The organism is Salinispora goodfellowii (assembly GCF_059570675.1).
On sequence record NZ_JCANTD010000012.1, the window covers coordinates 12,383 to 29,436 of the forward strand.

18 protein-coding genes are annotated in these 17,054 nt (G+C 71.9%); 14 read left to right on the plus strand and 4 right to left on the minus strand.

The features are described from left to right. Positions 1-8 precede the first annotated feature (8 nt). The 3 genes from T398_RS13925 to T398_RS13935 form a co-directional block, all read right to left on the minus strand. Positions 9-479: a nitroreductase family deazaflavin-dependent oxidoreductase gene (locus T398_RS13925; protein WP_496447244.1), complete on the minus strand. Its 471-nt coding sequence runs from the start codon at positions 477-479 to the stop codon at positions 9-11. 73 nt (positions 480-552) lie between these two features. Then, entirely contained in the window at positions 553-996 is a 444-nt protein-coding gene (locus tag T398_RS13930; RefSeq protein WP_496447246.1) for a ferritin-like domain-containing protein, read from the minus strand. Beyond that, entirely contained in the window at positions 993-1,427 is a 435-nt protein-coding gene (locus tag T398_RS13935; protein ID WP_496447386.1) for a hypothetical protein, read from the minus strand. The genes T398_RS13930 and T398_RS13935 overlap by 4 nt, the downstream gene beginning before the upstream one ends. 238 nt (positions 1,428-1,665) lie before the next feature. Here T398_RS13935 and rimP point away from each other — a divergent pair, with 238 nt between their 5' ends. The 10 genes from rimP (at position 1,666) to T398_RS13985 (ending at position 11,513) form a co-directional block, all read left to right on the plus strand. Then, complete coding sequence (gene rimP / locus T398_RS13940) at positions 1,666-2,322, plus strand: ribosome maturation factor RimP (RefSeq protein WP_496447248.1); 657 nt, start codon at positions 1,666-1,668, stop codon at positions 2,320-2,322. Next, positions 2,319-3,362, plus strand: a complete 1,044-nt coding sequence (gene nusA / locus T398_RS13945) for a transcription termination factor NusA (RefSeq protein ID WP_496447250.1) — start codon at positions 2,319-2,321, stop codon at positions 3,360-3,362. Before rimP ends, nusA begins: the two co-directional genes overlap by 4 nt. 15 nt (positions 3,363-3,377) lie before the next feature. Next, complete coding sequence (locus tag T398_RS13950; protein ID WP_496447252.1) at positions 3,378-3,710, plus strand: YlxR family protein; 333 nt, start codon at positions 3,378-3,380, stop codon at positions 3,708-3,710. Positions 3,711-3,803: 93 nt separating this feature from the next. After that, positions 3,804-6,833: a translation initiation factor IF-2 gene (gene infB / locus T398_RS13955; RefSeq protein ID WP_496447254.1), complete on the plus strand. Its 3,030-nt coding sequence runs from the start codon at positions 3,804-3,806 to the stop codon at positions 6,831-6,833. Positions 6,834-6,920: 87 nt separating this feature from the next. After that, positions 6,921-7,214 carry a DUF503 domain-containing protein gene (locus T398_RS13960; RefSeq protein WP_496447255.1) on the plus strand — a complete coding sequence of 98 codons (294 nt, stop codon included), beginning with the start codon at positions 6,921-6,923 and terminating at the stop codon, positions 7,212-7,214. Positions 7,215-7,370: 156 nt separating this feature from the next. Then, positions 7,371-7,841 (plus strand): 30S ribosome-binding factor RbfA, encoded by a 471-nt coding sequence (gene rbfA / locus T398_RS13965; protein WP_496447257.1) that lies wholly within the window; start codon positions 7,371-7,373, stop codon positions 7,839-7,841. Continuing rightward, complete coding sequence (locus T398_RS13970; protein ID WP_496447259.1) at positions 7,838-8,884, plus strand: DHH family phosphoesterase; 1,047 nt, start codon at positions 7,838-7,840, stop codon at positions 8,882-8,884. Before rbfA ends, T398_RS13970 begins: the two co-directional genes overlap by 4 nt. A 166-nt stretch (positions 8,885-9,050) precedes the next feature. After that, positions 9,051-9,458, plus strand: coding sequence for a hypothetical protein (locus T398_RS13975; RefSeq protein WP_496447260.1), 408 nt, complete (start codon positions 9,051-9,053; stop codon positions 9,456-9,458). Next, positions 9,458-9,667 carry a DUF6186 family protein gene (locus tag T398_RS13980; RefSeq protein ID WP_018219014.1) on the plus strand — a complete coding sequence of 70 codons (210 nt, stop codon included), beginning with the start codon at positions 9,458-9,460 and terminating at the stop codon, positions 9,665-9,667. Before T398_RS13975 ends, T398_RS13980 begins: the two co-directional genes overlap by 1 nt. 517 nt (positions 9,668-10,184) lie before the next feature. Next, on the plus strand, positions 10,185-11,513 hold the full coding sequence (locus tag T398_RS13985; protein WP_496447262.1) for an MATE family efflux transporter: 1,329 nt from the start codon (positions 10,185-10,187) through the stop codon (positions 11,511-11,513). A 57-nt stretch (positions 11,514-11,570) separates the two neighbouring features. Here T398_RS13985 and T398_RS13990 read toward each other — a convergent pair whose 3' ends face one another. Then, a complete protein-coding gene (locus T398_RS13990; protein WP_496447263.1) occupies positions 11,571-11,897 on the minus strand; it encodes a hypothetical protein in 327 nt (108 codons plus the stop codon). Positions 11,898-11,975: 78 nt separating this feature from the next. Between T398_RS13990 and truB the strand changes: the two genes are divergently transcribed. From truB to T398_RS14010, 4 genes are all read left to right on the plus strand, one after another. Further along, complete coding sequence (gene truB / locus T398_RS13995; RefSeq protein ID WP_496447264.1) at positions 11,976-12,950, plus strand: tRNA pseudouridine(55) synthase TruB; 975 nt, start codon at positions 11,976-11,978, stop codon at positions 12,948-12,950. 38 nt (positions 12,951-12,988) lie between these two features. Next, positions 12,989-13,918, plus strand: coding sequence for a bifunctional riboflavin kinase/FAD synthetase (locus tag T398_RS14000; protein ID WP_496447265.1), 930 nt, complete (start codon positions 12,989-12,991; stop codon positions 13,916-13,918). Between the two features lie 222 nt (positions 13,919-14,140). Next, complete coding sequence (gene rpsO / locus T398_RS14005) at positions 14,141-14,410, plus strand: 30S ribosomal protein S15 (protein WP_496447267.1); 270 nt, start codon at positions 14,141-14,143, stop codon at positions 14,408-14,410. 234 nt (positions 14,411-14,644) lie between these two features. Beyond that, positions 14,645-16,999: a polyribonucleotide nucleotidyltransferase gene (locus T398_RS14010; protein ID WP_496447269.1), complete on the plus strand. Its 2,355-nt coding sequence runs from the start codon at positions 14,645-14,647 to the stop codon at positions 16,997-16,999. Positions 17,000-17,054 lie beyond the last annotated feature (55 nt).

A 17,054-nucleotide genomic window follows, 5' to 3' on the forward strand; every position in this document is an offset into this window, starting at 1 on the left:
GGTTCCGGTTATCCGGCGACGGGTACCAGCCGGAAGATGTGGATCTCGCGGTCGCCGGCCCGCTGCACGTAGGTCTGGTAGGCCGGCCACTCGGTCACCAGCAACTGCCAGAGTCGGTCCCGCTCGGCGCCCTCGGGCGGGTCGGCGCGGACCGGAAACCGGCGCCCCTTGATGTCCACCTCGGCGTGGGGGGTGGCGAGCAGGTTCAACGCCCAGGCGGGCTGGTGGGTCTGTCCCCAGTTCGACCCGACCACCACGTAGCCGTCCCCGTCCGGCACGTACAGCAGGGGGTTGCTGCGGGGTTGGCCGGAGCGGCGGCCGGTCGTGGTGATGACCAGCGACGGGAGAAGCCCGAGGGCGATCACCCGCCCGCGGCTGAGCCGCCCGACGGCGCGGTCAACCGGGACGAGGAGCCGGGCGGCGGTGCTGAACCAGCGGTGGTGGCCGACCCGGCGGGTGAGGGAACCCAGAATGGACATGAGGGCATTCTGCCGACCTGCGGCCCGCGTCGATGCTCCGACCCTGCGGTCGGCGACCGTCGCCGAAACGGGGTCAGGCGGTCCTTCCGGGGAAGGGCGTGGTCAGGGGGGCGATCCCCGCGGTTCGCCGCCAGCGGGTGGCCCGCACCGCACAGTCAACCAGCGCCGCGAGCGCACGTTCTCGCTCGGCGCCGCTGGTGGCGGCCACCGCCGCCCGCCAGAATCCCGCCGTCCGTTCCTCGACGTCAACGGCGAGTCGGAGGGCGCTCGCCTGGTCGGTGACGGGGAACGGTAGGGCGTAGCCGGCCTGGTCGGCCGGGAGGCTGTCACCAGCGTCGGTGAGGTGCAGCACCAGGTCGTCTCGGCGGCGCCGGTGTGTCGCCTCGGCATCGCGGGCCGCCTCCTGGGCGGGGCCGGTCAGGCGTACGCCGATCGGACCGTAGGCCCAGATGGCGGCGTATTCGGCGGTCAGGGCCGCGGCGTGGGCGGAGCTCGCGCCCGGGGTGGGGGTGTTCACTGCAGCGCCTCCAGGTGGCTGGCGCGGGCGGCGGCGATGCTGGCGAGCAGCGCGGCCCTCCCGGCCGGTGCGGCCAGGCAGGCTCGGGTGGCCGCCTCGCCGGCTGCCCGTTCGCGTTCGCGTAGCCCGGTGAGGGCCGCGTCGGCGTTGGCGGGGGTGCTGGTGGTCGGGGTGGCCGACGGTAGGGCCACCTTGGTGATCCGGGCCAGCTCCGTCGCGTGCGCGGCGTGCGCTTCGGTGATCGACGTCAGCCGCCCAGCCAGCGTGGGGTGCGTCGTGGCGGCGTCCCGGTAGGCCGCGGCGAGCGCGAGCGCCTCGTCCACCATGGGGGCGAGTGGGTCGGGTGTGGGTGGTTCCTGGTTGAACGGGTCACAGCCGGTGAGCGACGGTACGGCACCACCGAGGGTCAGGAGGGCGCCCACCCGTAGCACATTTCGTCGGGAATGTCTCATTTTTCGGCCCAGAGGTGGGTCCGGCTGCGTCGTTTTGCCCATCACCGTCCAAGTCAACACCATGTTGGCCAGCCCCACGTTGTCCGGAGTCGGTGCGCCGGCCCATCCGACTGGCGGGCAGCGCGTTACGCTCTGCGCAACCACCGGCGCGTCCGCCCCGGTGGCGTGTGGCTATGGCGACCGACCGGGCGCCGCCAACAGCAGATAGGGGCGCTAGATGAGCCAGCGTGGCCGGGCCGCCGGGCCGGCGGGGCGACCGCGCCGTACGGGTGGCCAGCGCAGCGCCGGTCGGGTCGGCCGCGGCGGTGATCTCGCCAGCCGGCGGGCTCGGTTGCACGAGGTGGTCGAACCAGTCATCGGTGCGGCCGGATACGACCTGGAGGAGCTGTCGATCTCCCGGGCCGGCCGGCGCCACGTGGTGCAGGTGATTGTCGACGCCGACGGTGGTATCGACCTGGACGGCGTCGCCGACGTCTCGCGGGCCGTCTCCGCCGCCCTGGACGCGGCCGAGGAGGAGCGCGGGGACCTCATCGCCGGCGAGTACCAGCTTGAGGTCAGCTCGCCGGGCGTGTCCCGCCCGCTCACCCTCCCCCGGCACTGGCGGCGGAACACCGGCCGGCTGGTACGGGTCATGGTGCGGGGCGGGCCGGGCACCGGCGACCGTCAGGTAACCGGCCGGATGGTCGAGGCGGACGATGAGCAGGTGGTGTTGGAGACCGACGCCGGCCGGACGGCGTGGCGCTACGCCGAGTTGGGCCCAGGACGGGTGCAGATCGAGTTCACCCGCCCGGGCGAGGCGGATGGCGCTGACGACGCCGACGAGGCCGGCGATTTCGACGACGACGATGATGATGTGGAGGGCGAGGAGAGGTGAACATCGACCTCGCGGCGCTGCGCGCACTGGAGCGTGAGCGGGAAATCCCGTTCGACACGATCCTCGCGGCGATTGAGACCGCGCTGCTGACGGCGTACCGGCACACCGAGGGTGCGCAGCCGCACGCCCGGGTGGAGATCGACCGTAAGACGGGCGCGGCCTCGGTCTTCGCCCAGGAGATGGAGCCCGACGGCGGTGTGGTGCGGGAGTGGGACGACACCCCGCACGACTTCGGTCGGATCGCGGCGATGACCGCCAAGCAGGTGATTCTTCAGCGGCTGCGGGAGGCCACCGACGAGGTGCACTTCGGCGAGTACGTGGGCCGGGACGGGGACCTGGTGACCGGGGTGGTCCAGGCGCACGAGGCGCGTGCCGAGAAGGGCATCGTCAGCGTGGACCTGGGCAAGCTGGAGGGGGTGCTGCCCCAGTCCGAGCAGGTTCCCGGTGAGCAGTACGCGCACGGCGAGCGGGTGCGCTGCGTCGTGGTGCACGTGGCCAAGGGCGTACGCGGTCCGCAGGTTACGTTGTCCCGCTCGCACCCGGGGTTGGTGAAGAAGCTCTTCGCCCTCGAGGTGCCGGAGATCGCCGACGGCACGGTGGAGATCACCGCGATCGCCCGTGAGGCAGGTCACCGTACGAAGATCGCGGTCCGCTCCACCGCGGCGGGGGTGAACGCCAAGGGTGCCTGCATCGGGCCGATGGGTCAGCGGGTGCGGGCGGTCATGGGTGAGCTGCACGGGGAGAAGATCGACATTATTGACTGGTCGGAGGATCCGGCGGCCTTCGTCGGCAACGCGCTTTCGCCAGCCAAGGCCCTCCGGGTGGAGGTGGTTGACCTGGCCTCCCGTACCGCCCGGGTGACGGTGCCGGATTTCCAACTTTCACTGGCTATTGGGCGAGAAGGGCAGAACGCCCGGCTTGCCGCCAGATTGACCGGTTGGCGGATTGACATTCGCTCCGACGTCGAGCCGGCCCGTCCGGCGGGCGACACCGATGTCGATCAGGTCCCGGAGCCGGGCCGCGCGATCTCCGGGGGCTAGGGGTAGACTTTCCCAGTGGTACGACGCGCGCTGCCGGAGCGCACCTGTGTGGGTTGCCGGTCTCGAGCGTCAACCAAGGAACTGCTGCGGGTTGTCGCGGTGGGTGCTGGGGCTGGTCACAGCCTCCGTCCCGACCCAGCCCGCAGGATGCCGGGTCGGGGGGCGCACGTGCACCCAGACCCGGCCTGCTTCACGCAGGCGGTGCGGCGTCGTGCTTTCGGGCGGGCGCTGCGCGTCACCGGGGTCGCCGACCACGGTGAGCTTGCGAGGCATCTCGATGCGCCAGCCACGACGTCCGGCCAACCCGACCGGACGCGGGTCGCTAGCAAGGTAGGACGACCGACATGAGCACACGATGAAGTCGCAGAAATGACCAGGCTTCAAGTGCACGAGTGAGGTCCGTGCGGGTGCTGCCCGCACGACCTCGGAATGAGGAGTGCAGTGGCAGGAAAGGCCCGCGTACACGAGCTCGCCAAGGAGCTCGGGGTCGAAAGCAAGACCGTTCTCGCCAAGCTCAAGGAGATGGGCGAGTTCGTGAAGTCCGCGTCCAGCACGGTCGAGGCGCCGGTCGCCCGACGGCTGCGTAACGCGTTCGTCAGCAACGCCGGCTCGCCCACGCCGGCGGCGACCCCGCCGACCCCGACCCCGACCCCGACCCCGACCCCGACTCCGACCCCGACCCCTCCCCGGACCCCGGCGCCGCCCCCGGGCGGATCCCGCGTCACGGCCAAGCCCATGCCGCCACGGCGGCCGGGTGCCCCGATGCCCGGCCCGAAACCCAAGGGTCCGGTTCCGGGTCCGCCGCAGTCCGCGACACCAGCCGCCAAGCCGGCGAGCGCCCACGACATCGAGGTGGCGGCCGCCGAGGCGCGTGCCGCCGCGCTGAAGGCCGAGCAGGAGGCCGCGGTCAAGGCCGCGCAGGCTGCCCGGCAGCAGCAGCGGGAGAACGTCCGGCGGGAGCCGCCCACCGAGGGTGGTCCGCGCCCGGGTCCCCGCCCCGGCCCCGGCACGATGCCGCCCCGGCCCGGCTCTCCGGCCGCCGGACGTTCCGGTGGGCCCGCTCCGGGCCCCGGTCCCCGGTCCGGCGGTCGTCCGCCGGCGCGTGGCGCCGGTAACAACCCGTTCGGCATCCAGGGCGGCCAGCAGCGTCCCCCGGCCGCCGGTGCGGGTGGCCCGCGGCCCAGCCCGGCCTCCATGCCGCCGCGGCCGAGTCCGGCCTCCATGCCGCCGCGGCCGAGTCCGGCCTCCATGCCGCCGCGGCCGAGTCCGGCCTCCATGCCGAGCCAGCGTCCCGGCCGCCCCGGCGGTCCCGGTTCCGGTCGTCCCGGTTCCGGCGCCGGCCGCCCCGGTGGTGGCGGCGGCGGTGGTGGTGGTTACCGCGGCGGTGGCGGCGGTGGTGGCGGCGGCTACCGGGGTGGCCCCGGCGGCGGCCCCGGTGGTGGCGGCGGTGGCTACCGCGGCGGCCCCGGTGGTGGCGGCGGTGGTTTCCGCGGCGGCCCCGGTGGCGGTCGTCCCGGTGGCGGTGGCCGTGGTCGCGGTGGCGGTGCCGCGGGTGCCTTCGGGCGTCCCGGTGGTCGGCCGACCCGCGGTCGCAAGTCGAAGAAGCAGCGCAGACAGGAGTTCGACAACCTGTCGGCCCCGACCATGTCCTCGGGTGCGCCCCGGGGACAGGGGCAGACCGTCCGGTTGTCCCGAGGCGCCTCGCTGTCGGACTTCGCCGACAAGATCAACGCCAATCCGGGTTCGCTGGTCCAGGAGATGTTCAACCTGGGCGAGATGGTGACCGCGACCCAGTCCTGCTCTGATGACACCCTGCTGCTGTTGGGTGAGCACCTGGGCTTTGTCGTCCAGATCGTCAGCCCGGAGGACGAGGACCGCGAGCTGCTCGCGCAGTTCAACATCGACCTGGACGCCGAGGTGGCGGAGGACCGTCTGGTCAGCCGGCCGCCGGTGGTGACCGTCATGGGTCACGTCGACCACGGTAAGACGAAGCTTCTGGACGCGATCCGGAAGGCGAACGTGGTGGCCGGCGAGGCGGGTGGCATCACCCAGCACATCGGCGCCTACCAGGTCCACGTCCCGCACGAGGACCAGGACCGGGCGATCACCTTTATCGACACCCCCGGTCACGAGGCGTTCACCGCCATGCGTGCCCGTGGCGCCCAGGTCACCGACATCGTGATCCTGGTCGTCGCGGCCGACGACGGGGTGATGCCGCAGACGATCGAGGCGTTGAACCACGCCAAGGCGGCCGACGTGCCGATCGTGGTGGCGGTCAACAAGGTCGACAAGCCGGACGCCAACCCGGACAAGGTCCGCCAACAGCTGACCGAGTACGGACTGGTCGCCGAGGAGTACGGCGGCGACACCATGTTCGTCAACGTGGCGGCCAAGCCCGGTACCGGGATCGGCAGCCTGCTCGAGGCGGTCCTGCTGACCGCGGACGCTTCGCTGGAGTTGACCGCTCCGACGGACGGCCCGGCGCAGGGTGTGGCGATCGAGGCGCACCTGGACAAGGGCCGGGGCGCGGTGGCGACGGTGCTGGTGCAGAAGGGCACCCTGCGGGCAGGCGACTCGATCGTCGCCGGTGGGGCGCACGGCCGGGTTCGGGCGATGCTCGACGAGAACGGCGACCAGGTCGCCGAGGCGGGTCCGGCTCGTCCGGTGCTGGTGCTGGGTCTGACCGCGGTGCCTGGGGCGGGCGACACGTTCCTGGCCGCCGAGGACGACCGCACCGTGCGGCAGATCGCCGAGCAGCGGCAGGCGCGGCGGCGGGCGGCGGCGTTCGCCAACTCCCGCGGTCGGGCCACCCTCGAGACGCTCATGGAGCAGCTCAAGGCGGGCGAGAAGACCTCGCTCAACCTGGTGCTCAAGGGCGACGTCTCCGGCTCCGTGGAGGCGCTCGAGGATGCCCTGTTCAACCTCGACATCCCCGAGGAGGTCCAGCTACGGATCATCCACCGCGGCGTCGGGGCGATCACCGAGAGCGACGTCATGCTCGCGAGCGCCTCGTCGGAGGCGGTCACGATCATTGGCTTCAACGTGCGGGCCGCCAACAAGGTCCGCGAGATGGCCGACCGCGAGGGCGTGGAGATTCGGTACTACACCGTTATCTACCAGGCCATCGAGGAGATCGAGGCGGCGCTCAAGGGCCTGCTCAAGCCGGAGTACGAGGAGGTCGAGCTGGGCACCGCGGAGGTCCGCGAGGTGTTCCGTTCGTCCAAGGTCGGCAACATCTCCGGCTGCATCGTCCGGTCGGGTCTGCTTCGGCGCAACGCCAAGGCTCGGTTGCTGCGCGACGGCGCGGTGGTGGCGGACAACCTCACCATCAGCTCCCTCAAGCGGTTCAAGGACGACGCGACCGAGGTACGCGAGGGCTTCGAGTGTGGTCTGACCCTGGGCGGCTACAACAACGTCCAGGTCGGCGACGTGATCGAGACCTTCGAGATGCGGGAGAAGGCGCGCGCCTGATCCGGTAGGGACAACAGGTCAAGGGGTTTACGCCAGGCGGCGTAAACCCCTTGATCATGTCCGGGTTCGCCCGTAGTCTCCGGGACGATGTTCACCGGAACTGCGGTATTCGACCTTCTGCTGCCGGGCGACTCCCGGTCGCTGAAGGCCAAACGGTCCTATGTCCGGCCGATCGTGGCGGCGCTGCGTCGCGTCGAGGTCTCCACCGCCGAGGTGGGGGTGCTCGACCTGCACGGGCGGGCGGAGATCGGCGTCGCGGTGGTGTCCGCGACGGCGGCCCACGTACACGAGGTGCTCGACTCGTGTGAGCGCCTGGTCGCCGCCCGTCCCGAGGTTGAACTGTTGTCGGTGCGTCGGCGGCTGTACGGCGCGGACGACTGATCCGCCGGCGTCGCTGCGGGGCTGCCTCCGCGGGCGGTCACCGCACCGGCCGCGTACGGGCGGACCGGCGGCGCGGGTAGTGTTCGTGGTGATGGCCGGCGGCTTGGGCACCCCTGGTGCCCGGCGGCCGGGAGCGGTACGCCTGGAGGTGGCGAGATGTCGGATCCGGCCAAGGTGCGCCGGCACGCGGAGCGGGTGCGTGAGCTGGTGGCGTCGGTGGTACGTAGCCAGATCAAGGATCCCCGGCTTGGCATGATCACCATCACGGATGCGCGGATTACCGCTGACCTCCGCGACGCCACGGTCTTCTACACGGTGCTCGGCGACGCGGCCGCCCAGGCGAGCACCGCCGCGGCGTTGGAGAGCGCCAAGGGCATGTTGCGCAGCACCGTGGGGAAGGCACTGGGGCTGCGCCACTCGCCGACGCTGACCTTCGTCCTGGACGACGTTCAGGACCAGGTCAAGCACATTGACGACCTGCTCGCCCAGGCCCGCCACGCGGATGCCGAGGTGCAACGCCTCGCCACCCGGGCCGAGTATGCGGGGGAGGCCCAGCCGTACCGGCTGGAAGAGGAGCCCGAGGCGGCCGGGGACGAGGTGCCGCCGCCGGGCGGGGAGCAACGGTGACCGATTCTGCCGCCGGGGCGCGATCCGCGCCGGCGGAGGCCGACTGGGCGGCGGCGGTGGCCGCGGTCCGGGCAGTGCCGGCCGCGGGGCGGGTGCTGCTGGCCTGCCATGTGAATCCGGACGGCGACGCGCTCGGCAGCATGCTCGGCTTCGCGCTCGGCCTGCGTTGGCTCGGTCTGCGACAGGTACAGGCGACCTTTCCCGGCCCGCCGCAGCTTCCGGAGCCGCTGCGCGGGCTGCCCGGTGAGCAGCTGCTGGTTCCGGCGGCGGAGGCGGTTACCGATCCGGACCTGCTGATCAGCTTCGACGCGGCGAGCGAGTCCCGGTTGGGGGAGCTGGCTGACCGGCTGACGACCGCCGGCAGCACGTTGGTACTCGATCACCACGCGTCCAACCCCGGCTTCGGCGCGATCAATCTGGTTGAACCCGGGGCGGCGGCCACCGCGGTAGTCGTGGACGAGCTGCTCAACCGGCTGGGGGTGCCGCTCGACGCGGAGATCGCGGAGTGTCTCTACGTGGCGCTGACCACTGACACCGGTTCGTTCCGGTACGTGGCCACCACCGCGGCGGTGCACCGGTTTGCGGCCCGGCTACTCGCTACGGGCATCCGTCCCGGTGAGATCTCTCGACGCGTCTTCGACACCCGCCCGTTCGGTGCCGTGCGGCTCTGCGCCGAGGTGGTCGGTCGGTCCCGGCTGGAGCCCGCCGCGGCGGGCGGTCACGGCCTGGTGTGGACCTGGGCGAGCCAGGAGGACCTGGCCCGGCACGGGCAGCCGGCGTACGTGCTGGAGGCGCTGATCGATGCGGTGCGGTGCACGGCGGAGGCCGACGTGAGCTGTGTGGTGAAGCAGACCGCCGATGGCGAGTGGGCGGTGTCGTTGCGGAGCAAGGGCGCGGTGGACGTGAGCCGGGTGGCGATGGCGTTGGGCGGCGGGGGGCACCGACTCGCCGCGGGCTTCACCGGCCGAGGCAGCGCCGACGAGGTGGTGGAGGCCGTCCGGCGGGAGCTGGCCGAGGCGCTACTCGCCCCGACCGGTGGTTGAGGGCGGCCGCGCGGTGTCGGTCAGGTCAGCCTTGCGGTATCGGTTAGGCCAGCCTCGCGGTTAACTGCTGGCTGTCCTTTCGGCTGATGATCTGTCGACAAAGATCAGGGTCGGCTTACGGGTGTTCGGTCTTCCCGCCGTTGCTAACGGTGGGCAGAATTGCGGAATGGAACAGCCCTGTGACCTGACCATCGAAGCGCCGCGCGCCTGGGATCGTCCCGCTGTCACCGTGCCGGTGCTGGTCTGCCTGTCGTTGGTGGGTGGCCGGTTTCCGTCCTTCTCGATTGAGGCGAATCTGTGGACGCTCGGCACCGGTGGTGTCCTGATCTGGCTTGGCCTGGGTAACCGGGTGTCCCGGCGGCCCGCACCGGTTCGGCTGGGCCGGGGTGCGGTGTGGTGGACGTTGCCGGTGGTGGTGTTTGTGGTCTTCGAGGGGGCCACCTTCGCGGCCGCTGCCGGTGATGATTTCCCGACCTTCTCCCGGCTGGCGGATCCACTGCTGGAGGACGGGGTGATTCGCTCAGCGGGTTGGCTGGCCTGGTTGTCCGCGTTCTGGGGGCTGGTGCGGCGATGATGCGGACACTGGCGATCGGCGGCTTCCTGGTGGCGGTGGCGCTCTTTGTCGCGGTGGAGTTGGCGGCCCGCCGGGAGGGGTCTCGCATCCCCACCCTGGGTGAGGTCTGCGCGTACGTCATGCGGTACGAGGTCGGCTCGGTGCCGGTCGGCCGGATCGGGCTCTTCGGCTTCTGGTGGTGGCTGGGTTGGCACTTCCTGGCTCGTTGAGGTGCCGTTTCCGCGCTGGCCGACCAGCGGCCTCCGGAGCTCTGGCCTCGCCCGGATGGTGGGAACAGCCGGCGGTGGGTGGACCTGAACGATAGCTTGGGTATTGACCGATGCCGTGCTGACGGTGCTGGTCGTGGGTGGTGGGGCCGTACCCGGCGTCGTCGCTCTCCAGGGTCGGACCGACCCGGGCTCGCTGCTCCGTGCGCTGCTCCGGCAACCCCGGACGCCCGCGGGTGGCAGACCTTGCCCGTGAGAGTTCCACCGCTGAGCTGGTGGCTCGCGCCTTGGAAGGGGTTTCCCATGCCGAACAAGCCCAAGCCCGACACCGCTGACGAGGCGCGTGAGCAGTTGCGCCGGGCGCTGCAGACCTCGATGGACACGCGCCAGTGATGTCGCCGACCGGCTGACGCCCTCCCCGACGGGCGGCGCTGGCCGCCCGTTGTCCCCCGCCGCGAACCGCTGGTAAGTGACTAGTCCGTTTTGCGGTCCTTACCGAGCCGTGTCAGGATCGGCGACGATGAACCCGCCGGCCGCCTCCGCAACCCGTTCCGCCTCGCCCCGCCGGATCGCCACGCTCGCCCTGCCCGCCCTCGTGGTGCTCGCCGCCGAACCGCTTTACGTGCTGGTGGACACGGCGGTGGTGGGACACCTCGGCCGGGTCCCGCTCGCCGCGTTGGCGATCGGCGGCACCGTGTTGACGCTCATCGCCTGGCTGGGCACGGTCGTCGCCTACGGCACCACCGGACGTTCCGCCCGGCGGTTCGGGGCTGGTGATCGCACCGCCGCAGTCGCCGAGGGGGTTCAGGCCTCCTGGCTCGCGCTCGCGGTAGGGGTCTTCGTCGCGGTCGGCATGCAGGCCGGCGGCGGCGTGCTCGCCCGTGCCCTCGTCGGGGCGGACAACGACGTGGCGGAGGCCGCCGCGCAGTGGCTGCGGATCGCGGCGCTCGGCGCACCGGGGCTGCTCCTCGCCGCTGCTGGCAACGGCTGGCTGCGGGGCGTCCAGGACACCCGCCGGCCGCTGTGGTTCGTGCTCGGCCCGAGCCTGCTCTCCGCGGTGCTCTGCCCGGTGCTGGTCTATCCCGTCGGGCTCGGCCTGCCCGGATCGGCGGTGGCCAACGTTGTGGCGCAGACGATCTCTGGTGCGCTCTTCGCCGGGGCGCTGGTCGCCGAGCGGGTGGCCCTCCGCCCCCGGCCCCGGGTCCTCGCCCAGCAGCTTGTGCTAAGTCGGGACCTGCTCATCCGCGGCGTCGCCTTCCAGGCGAGCTTCCTCTCCGCGACCGCGGTGGCCGCCCGCTTCGGCACGGCGGCGGTCGGCGCCCACCAGATCGTCCTGCAACTCTGGTTCTTCACCGCCCTGGTGCTCGACGCGCTCGCCATCGCCGCGCAGGCCCTGGTCGGCGCCGCGTTGGGTGCCGACGACGCGGCCGGTGCCCGCGGACTGGCCCGCCGGATCGGGTTGCTCGGCGCCGGCTGCGGCGCGGCGTTCGCGCTGGTCATCGCCGCTGGCGCCGGGGTGGTCCCGGGCTGGTTCAGCGCCGATGGGCAGGTCCGCGAGGAGGCGATGGTGGCCTGGCCCTGGTTCGTCGCGATGTTGCCGCTGGCGGGCGTCGTCTTCGCCCTGGACGGGGTGTTGATCGGCGCGGGGGACATCCGCTACCTGCGGAACCTCACGATCGTGGCGGCGCTGGGCGGATTTCTGCCGGCCATCTGGCTGGCGTACGGGCTGGACCTCGGACTCGGTGGGATCTGGGCTGGGCTCACCTTTTTCGTGGTGCTCCGGCTGGCCGCCCTGCTGCTGCGGCTGCGCTCCGGTCGCTGGGCGGTCGTCGGCGCCGTCCGGACCTGAGTAGCCGGGCCGGACCCGTCCGCCGGGCCCAACCACCGGCCCGTACCGCTGTTCGGGTCAGGACAGCCTGGGTAGCACGACGTACACCGCCATCACCAGCGCCAGGGTCACGGCGAAGGACACGACGAAGCCGATCACCTTCATCGTGTTCGGGAAGCGTTGGTACAGCCGGCGTCGGCCCTGCCACACCTGCCACCGCCGGCGCAGGGCGGCGGCACCCGGGAGCGTGAGCAGCGCAGCGGCGATCCGGTCCCCAGCAGTGCGGCGCGGGGGCGGTGGGTCGAGCATCCAGGCGGGGAGGTTGGACGGCTGCTCTGGCTGGTGCAGTCTAGGAGACCGACCCTGACCCTGATCCTGGTCATGATCCTGGCGCTGACGTGACATTGCCCAACCCTCCGCTGGCTGATCAGTCCAGTGATAGCAGCCGGCGTCAATTCAGTCCAGTGATAGCAGCCGGCGTCAATGCGCCTCGTCCTGGCAGCGGTGGGGCGCGTCGTCCGGGTGGGCGTCCCGGTGCCGGCCGGGCCCGCCCGTCTGGCAGGCTTGGCGGTCGTGAGCGCAGACGGACTGATCGTGGTCGACAAGCCCGGCGGCATGACATCGCACGACGTGGTGGCGCGGGTGCGCCGGCTGGCCCGGACCCGGCGGGTCGGGCACGGTGGCACGCTCGACCCGATGGCGACCGGGGTCCTGGTCCTCGGCGTGGGGCGAGCCACCCGGCTGCTGACCTACGTCATCGGGGCCGGCAAGAGCTACGCCGCCACGATTCGGCTGGGACAGGCGACGGTGACCGACGATGCCGAGGGGGATGTGATCTCCAGTGCCCCGGCTGGTCAGGTGACCGAGGAGGCGGTCCGGGCCGTGCTGGCGGCGCAGACCGGCGCCGTGGACCAGGTGCCCAGCGCGGTCAGCGCCATCAAGATCGACGGTCAGCGGGCGTACCGCCGGGTCCGGGAGGGGACCAGTGTTGACCTGCCGCCCCGGCGGGTCACCATCTCCCAGCTCGACGTGCGGGCGCTGCGGCGGGACCAGCCGGACGTGGTGGACGTGGACGTGGATGTCACCTGCTCCTCCGGCACGTACGTGCGGGCGATCGCTCGGGACGCGGGCCAGGCGCTCGGCGTCGGTGGGCACCTCACCGCGCTGCGGCGTACCGCCGTGGGCGGTTTCACCCTCGCCGAGGCCGCTACCCTCGATGACCTGGAGCGCCGGGCACCCGAGGTGGTCACGCTCTCCCTCGCGGCGGCGGCCGACCGGTTCTTCCCGCGCCGCGAGGCGACCGCCGAGGAGGAGCGGGTGCTCTCCCACGGCGGTCCGTTGGATCCGGCGGGGATCGACGGCCCGTACGCCGTCTTCGGCCCGGCGGGTGGGTTGGTCGCTATCGTCAGCGAGCGGGCCGGTCGGGCCCGTGCGGAGATCGTGCTGGCCCCGGCCTGATGGCACAGCGGTCGGGACAGCGGCAGGGGAGGAGCGTTATGCAGCGGTGGCGGGGGTACGACGCGGCGCCCGGCGGCTGGGGGCGGTCGGTCGTCACCATCGGCGTCTTCGACGGCGTGCACCGGGGGCACCAGGCGATCATCGGGCACGCGGCGGCGCGGGCTCGCGAACTCGGCGTCAAGTCGGTGGTGGTCACCTTCGATCCGCACCCCGCCGAGGTGGTCCGTCCGGGCTCGCACCCGGCGGTGCTCACCGAGCCGACCCGCAAGGCCGAGTTGATCGAGGCACTCGGCGTGGACGTGCTCTGCGTGGTGCCGTTCACCCCGGACTTCTCCCGGCTGTCGGCGGAGGCGTTCGTGCACGACGTCCTGGTCGAGCACCTGCACGCCGCGCTGGTCGTGGTGGGGGAGAACTTCCGGTTCGGGCATCGGGCCGCGGGGGACGTGGCGTTGCTGGAGCAGCTCGGTCGGACCTTCGGTTACGCCGTCGAGGGGGCACCACTGGTGGCCGAGGCGGGGACGGTCTTCTCCTCCACGTACATCCGGTCGTGTGTCGCCGCCGGGGACGTGGTGGCCGCTGCCAGCGCGTTGGGGCGGCCGCACCGGCTGGAGGGCGTGGTGGTCCGCGGCGACCGGCGCGGTCGCGAGCTGGGCTTCCCCACCGCGAACCTGCTCTGCCACCGGTACGCCGCGGTCCCGGCCGACGGCATCTACGCCGCCCGCCTGGTGCGGCGGGGGCAGCGGGAGCCGATGCGGGCGGCGGTGTCGATCGGCACGAACCCGACCTTCTCCGGCCGGGAACGGCGGGTCGAGGCGTACGTGCTCGACTTCGACGCGGACCTGTACGGTGAGCGGCTGGCCCTGGACTTCGTGGCGCACCTGCGCGGGCAGGTCCACTACGACGCGATTGAGCCGCTGGTGGCCCAGATGGCCGAGGACGTCGAGCGCACCCGCCAAGCCCTGGGGTGATCATGGAAAGTGATCCGGTTCGACACCCCGGCCCGCCCCTGGTCCGGAGCTTCCCGACCGGCTGGTAGCCTGGCAGGGACGTCGGCCGACCGACGTGGGTCCTGGCGTGCCTGCACGACGCCGCGGGTGCGAGGACCGTCCGCCGCCGGGCCTCGCCCGGCCATCCGGGCGAAGCCCAACTGGCGGACACCATACCGATCAACCCACCGAAACAGGGAGAACATGGCGCTCGACCAGCAGGACAAGGCCAAGATCCGCGAGGAGTACGCGACCGTCGACGGTGACACCGGTTCGCCGGAGGTCCAGGTGGCCGTCCTCACCAAGCGGATCGCGGGCCTGACCGAGCACCTGAAGGTGCACAAGCATGACCACCACAGCCGCCGTGGGCTGCTGCTGCTGGTCGGCCGCCGCCGTCGGCTGCTCAACTACGTGCAGAAGAAGGACATCAACCGCTACCGGTCGCTCATCGAGCGGCTCGGTCTGCGCCGGTGACGTGACGGGGGAGTGGCCGAACGGCTGCTCCCCCGCTCCGGTTCACCGCCAGGAACTCCGACAATCAGGGCCGCACGACCCCCCGACCACCGGGAGCCGGTCAGCGCACCGGTCTCCGGTAGTGGCCTCCGGGCATCCGGCACCTCGCCGATCCGCCCGGGCGCTTCGATCGAAGACCGGCCGTCTGAGCAGCTGCGCGTCGCGGTCCGTGGACGCGAAGGAGCGCAACCACAGATGACCGAAAGTAATCTCGGTACCCAGTCTCGTACCGCCACGATCGACAACGGGGCCTTCGGCACCCGTGCGATCACCTTCTCCACCGGCCGGCTGGCTCGGCAGGCCGCCGGCTCCGTCGTCGCCCAGCTCGGCGAGACGGTCGTCCTCTCCGCCACCACCGCTGGTCGGCAGCCGAAGGAGCACTTCGACTTCTTCCCGCTGACCGTCGACGTCGAGGAGCGGATGTACGCGGCGGGCCGGATCCCCGGTTCGTTCTTCCGCCGGGAGGGGCGCCCCAGCGAGGACGCGATCCTCACCTGCCGGCTGATCGACCGGCCGCTGCGTCCCTCGTTCGTCAAGGGCCTGCGCAACGAGGTCCAGGTCGTCGAGACCGTCCTGGCGCTCGACCCCAGCCACCCGTACGACGTGGTGGCCATCAACGCCGCCTCGATGTCGACGAAGCTCTCCGGCCTGCCGTTCTCCGGCCCGATCGGGGCGACCCGGATGGCCCACATCGACGGCTCCTGGGTTGCCTTCCCGACCCACGAGGAGCTGGAGCGCGCCACCTTCGACATGGTGGTCGCCGGTCGCGCCCTGCCCGACGGCGACGTCGCGATCATGATGGTTGAGGCGGAGGCCACCGAGCACACCGCGAAGCTGGTCGCCGACGGCGCCGCCGCACCGACCGAGGAGGTCGTGGCGAGCGGGCTGGAGGCAGCCAAGCCGGCCATCCGTGAACTGTGCCGCGCGCAGAGCGAGCTGGCCGAGGTGGCGGCGAAGCCGATCGCCGAGTTCCCGGTCTTCCTCGACTACTCCGATGACGCGTACGACGCGGTCGCGGAGCTGGCCCGGGAGGACGTGGCCGAGGCCCTGAAGATCGCCGGCAAGGCCGACCGCGAGGAGGCCCTGGACCGGATCAAGGCCCGGGTGGTCGAGGAACTCGGCCCGCGTTTCGAGGGTCGGGAGAAGGAGCTCTCCGCCGCGCTGCGGTCGCTGACCAAGTCCGAGGTCCGCAACCGGGTGCTGCGCGAGCAGGTCCGTATGGACGGCCGTGGCCCGCGGGACATTCGCCCGCTGACCGCCGAGGTCGGGGTTCTGCCCCGGGTGCACGGCTCGGCGCTCTTCGAGCGGGGCGAGACCCAGATCATGGGCGTCACCACGCTGAACATGCTCCGGATGGAGCAGTCCCTGGACACGCTCTCCCCGGAGAAGTCCAAGCGTTACATGCACAACTACAACTTCCCGCCGTACTCGACCGGGGAGACCGGCCGGGTTGGCTCGCCGAAGCGGCGGGAGATCGGCCACGGCGCGCTCGCCGAGCGGGCCCTGATCCCGGTGCTGCCCTCGCGCGAGGAGTTCCCGTACGCGATCCGGCAGGTCTCCGAGGCGCTCGGCTCCAACGGCTCGACCTCGATGGGCTCGGTCTGCGCCTCGACGCTCGGCCTGCTCTCCGCCGGGGTGCCGCTGAAGGCGCCGGTCGCCGGGATCGCCATGGGGCTGATCTCCGACGAGGTCGAGGGTAAGACCCGGTACGTGACGTTGACCGACATCCTTGGTGCCGAGGACGCCTTCGGTGACATGGACTTCAAGGTCGCCGGTACGCCGGACTTCGTCACCGCGCTGCAGCTCGACACCAAGCTCGACGGCATCCCGTCGGACGTGCTCGCCGCGGCGCTTCAGCAGGCATACGAGGCCCGGCAGACGATCCTGCAGGTGATGCAGGCGGCGATCGAGGCGCCGGCCACGATGAGTGACTACGCGCCGCGGGTCACCACCGTCAAGATCCCGGTGGACAAGATCGGCATGGTGATCGGCCCGAAGGGGCAGACGATCAACGCCATCCAGGACGAGACGGGCGCCGAGATCTCGATCGAGGACGACGGCACCATCTACGTCGGGGCGACCAACGGCCCCGCGGCGCAGGCCGCGGTCGAGCGGATCAACGGGATCGCGAACCCGACCCTGCCGAAGGCGGGCGACCGCTTCCTCGGCACGGTGGTCAAGACCGCTGCCTTCGGCGCGTTCGTCTCGCTGCTTCCCGGCCGCGACGGTCTGCTGCATATCTCCAAGGTGGGCGACGGCAAGCGCGTCGAGAAGGTCGAGGACTTCCTCAACGTCGGGGACAAGGTCGAGGTGGAGATCGCCGACATCGACCAGCGCGGCAAGATCTACCTGGACAAGGTGCGCCCGGAGGGCGCGGAGGCCCCGGCGGAGGTCGCTGGCGAGCGGCCGGCGGGTCGGGACCGGGGCGACCGGGGACCGCGTGACCGCGGCGACCGCGACCGCGGTGGCCAGGGCCCGGACAGCGGTGACCGTGGCGACGGCGGTGAGGGCGGCGAGTCGCGTCCGCGCCGTCGTACCCGGCGCAGCTGACCGTCGGACCAGCGCACCATCCACCCCTCGTCGAACCGGGAGCCCTTCGTGAGCC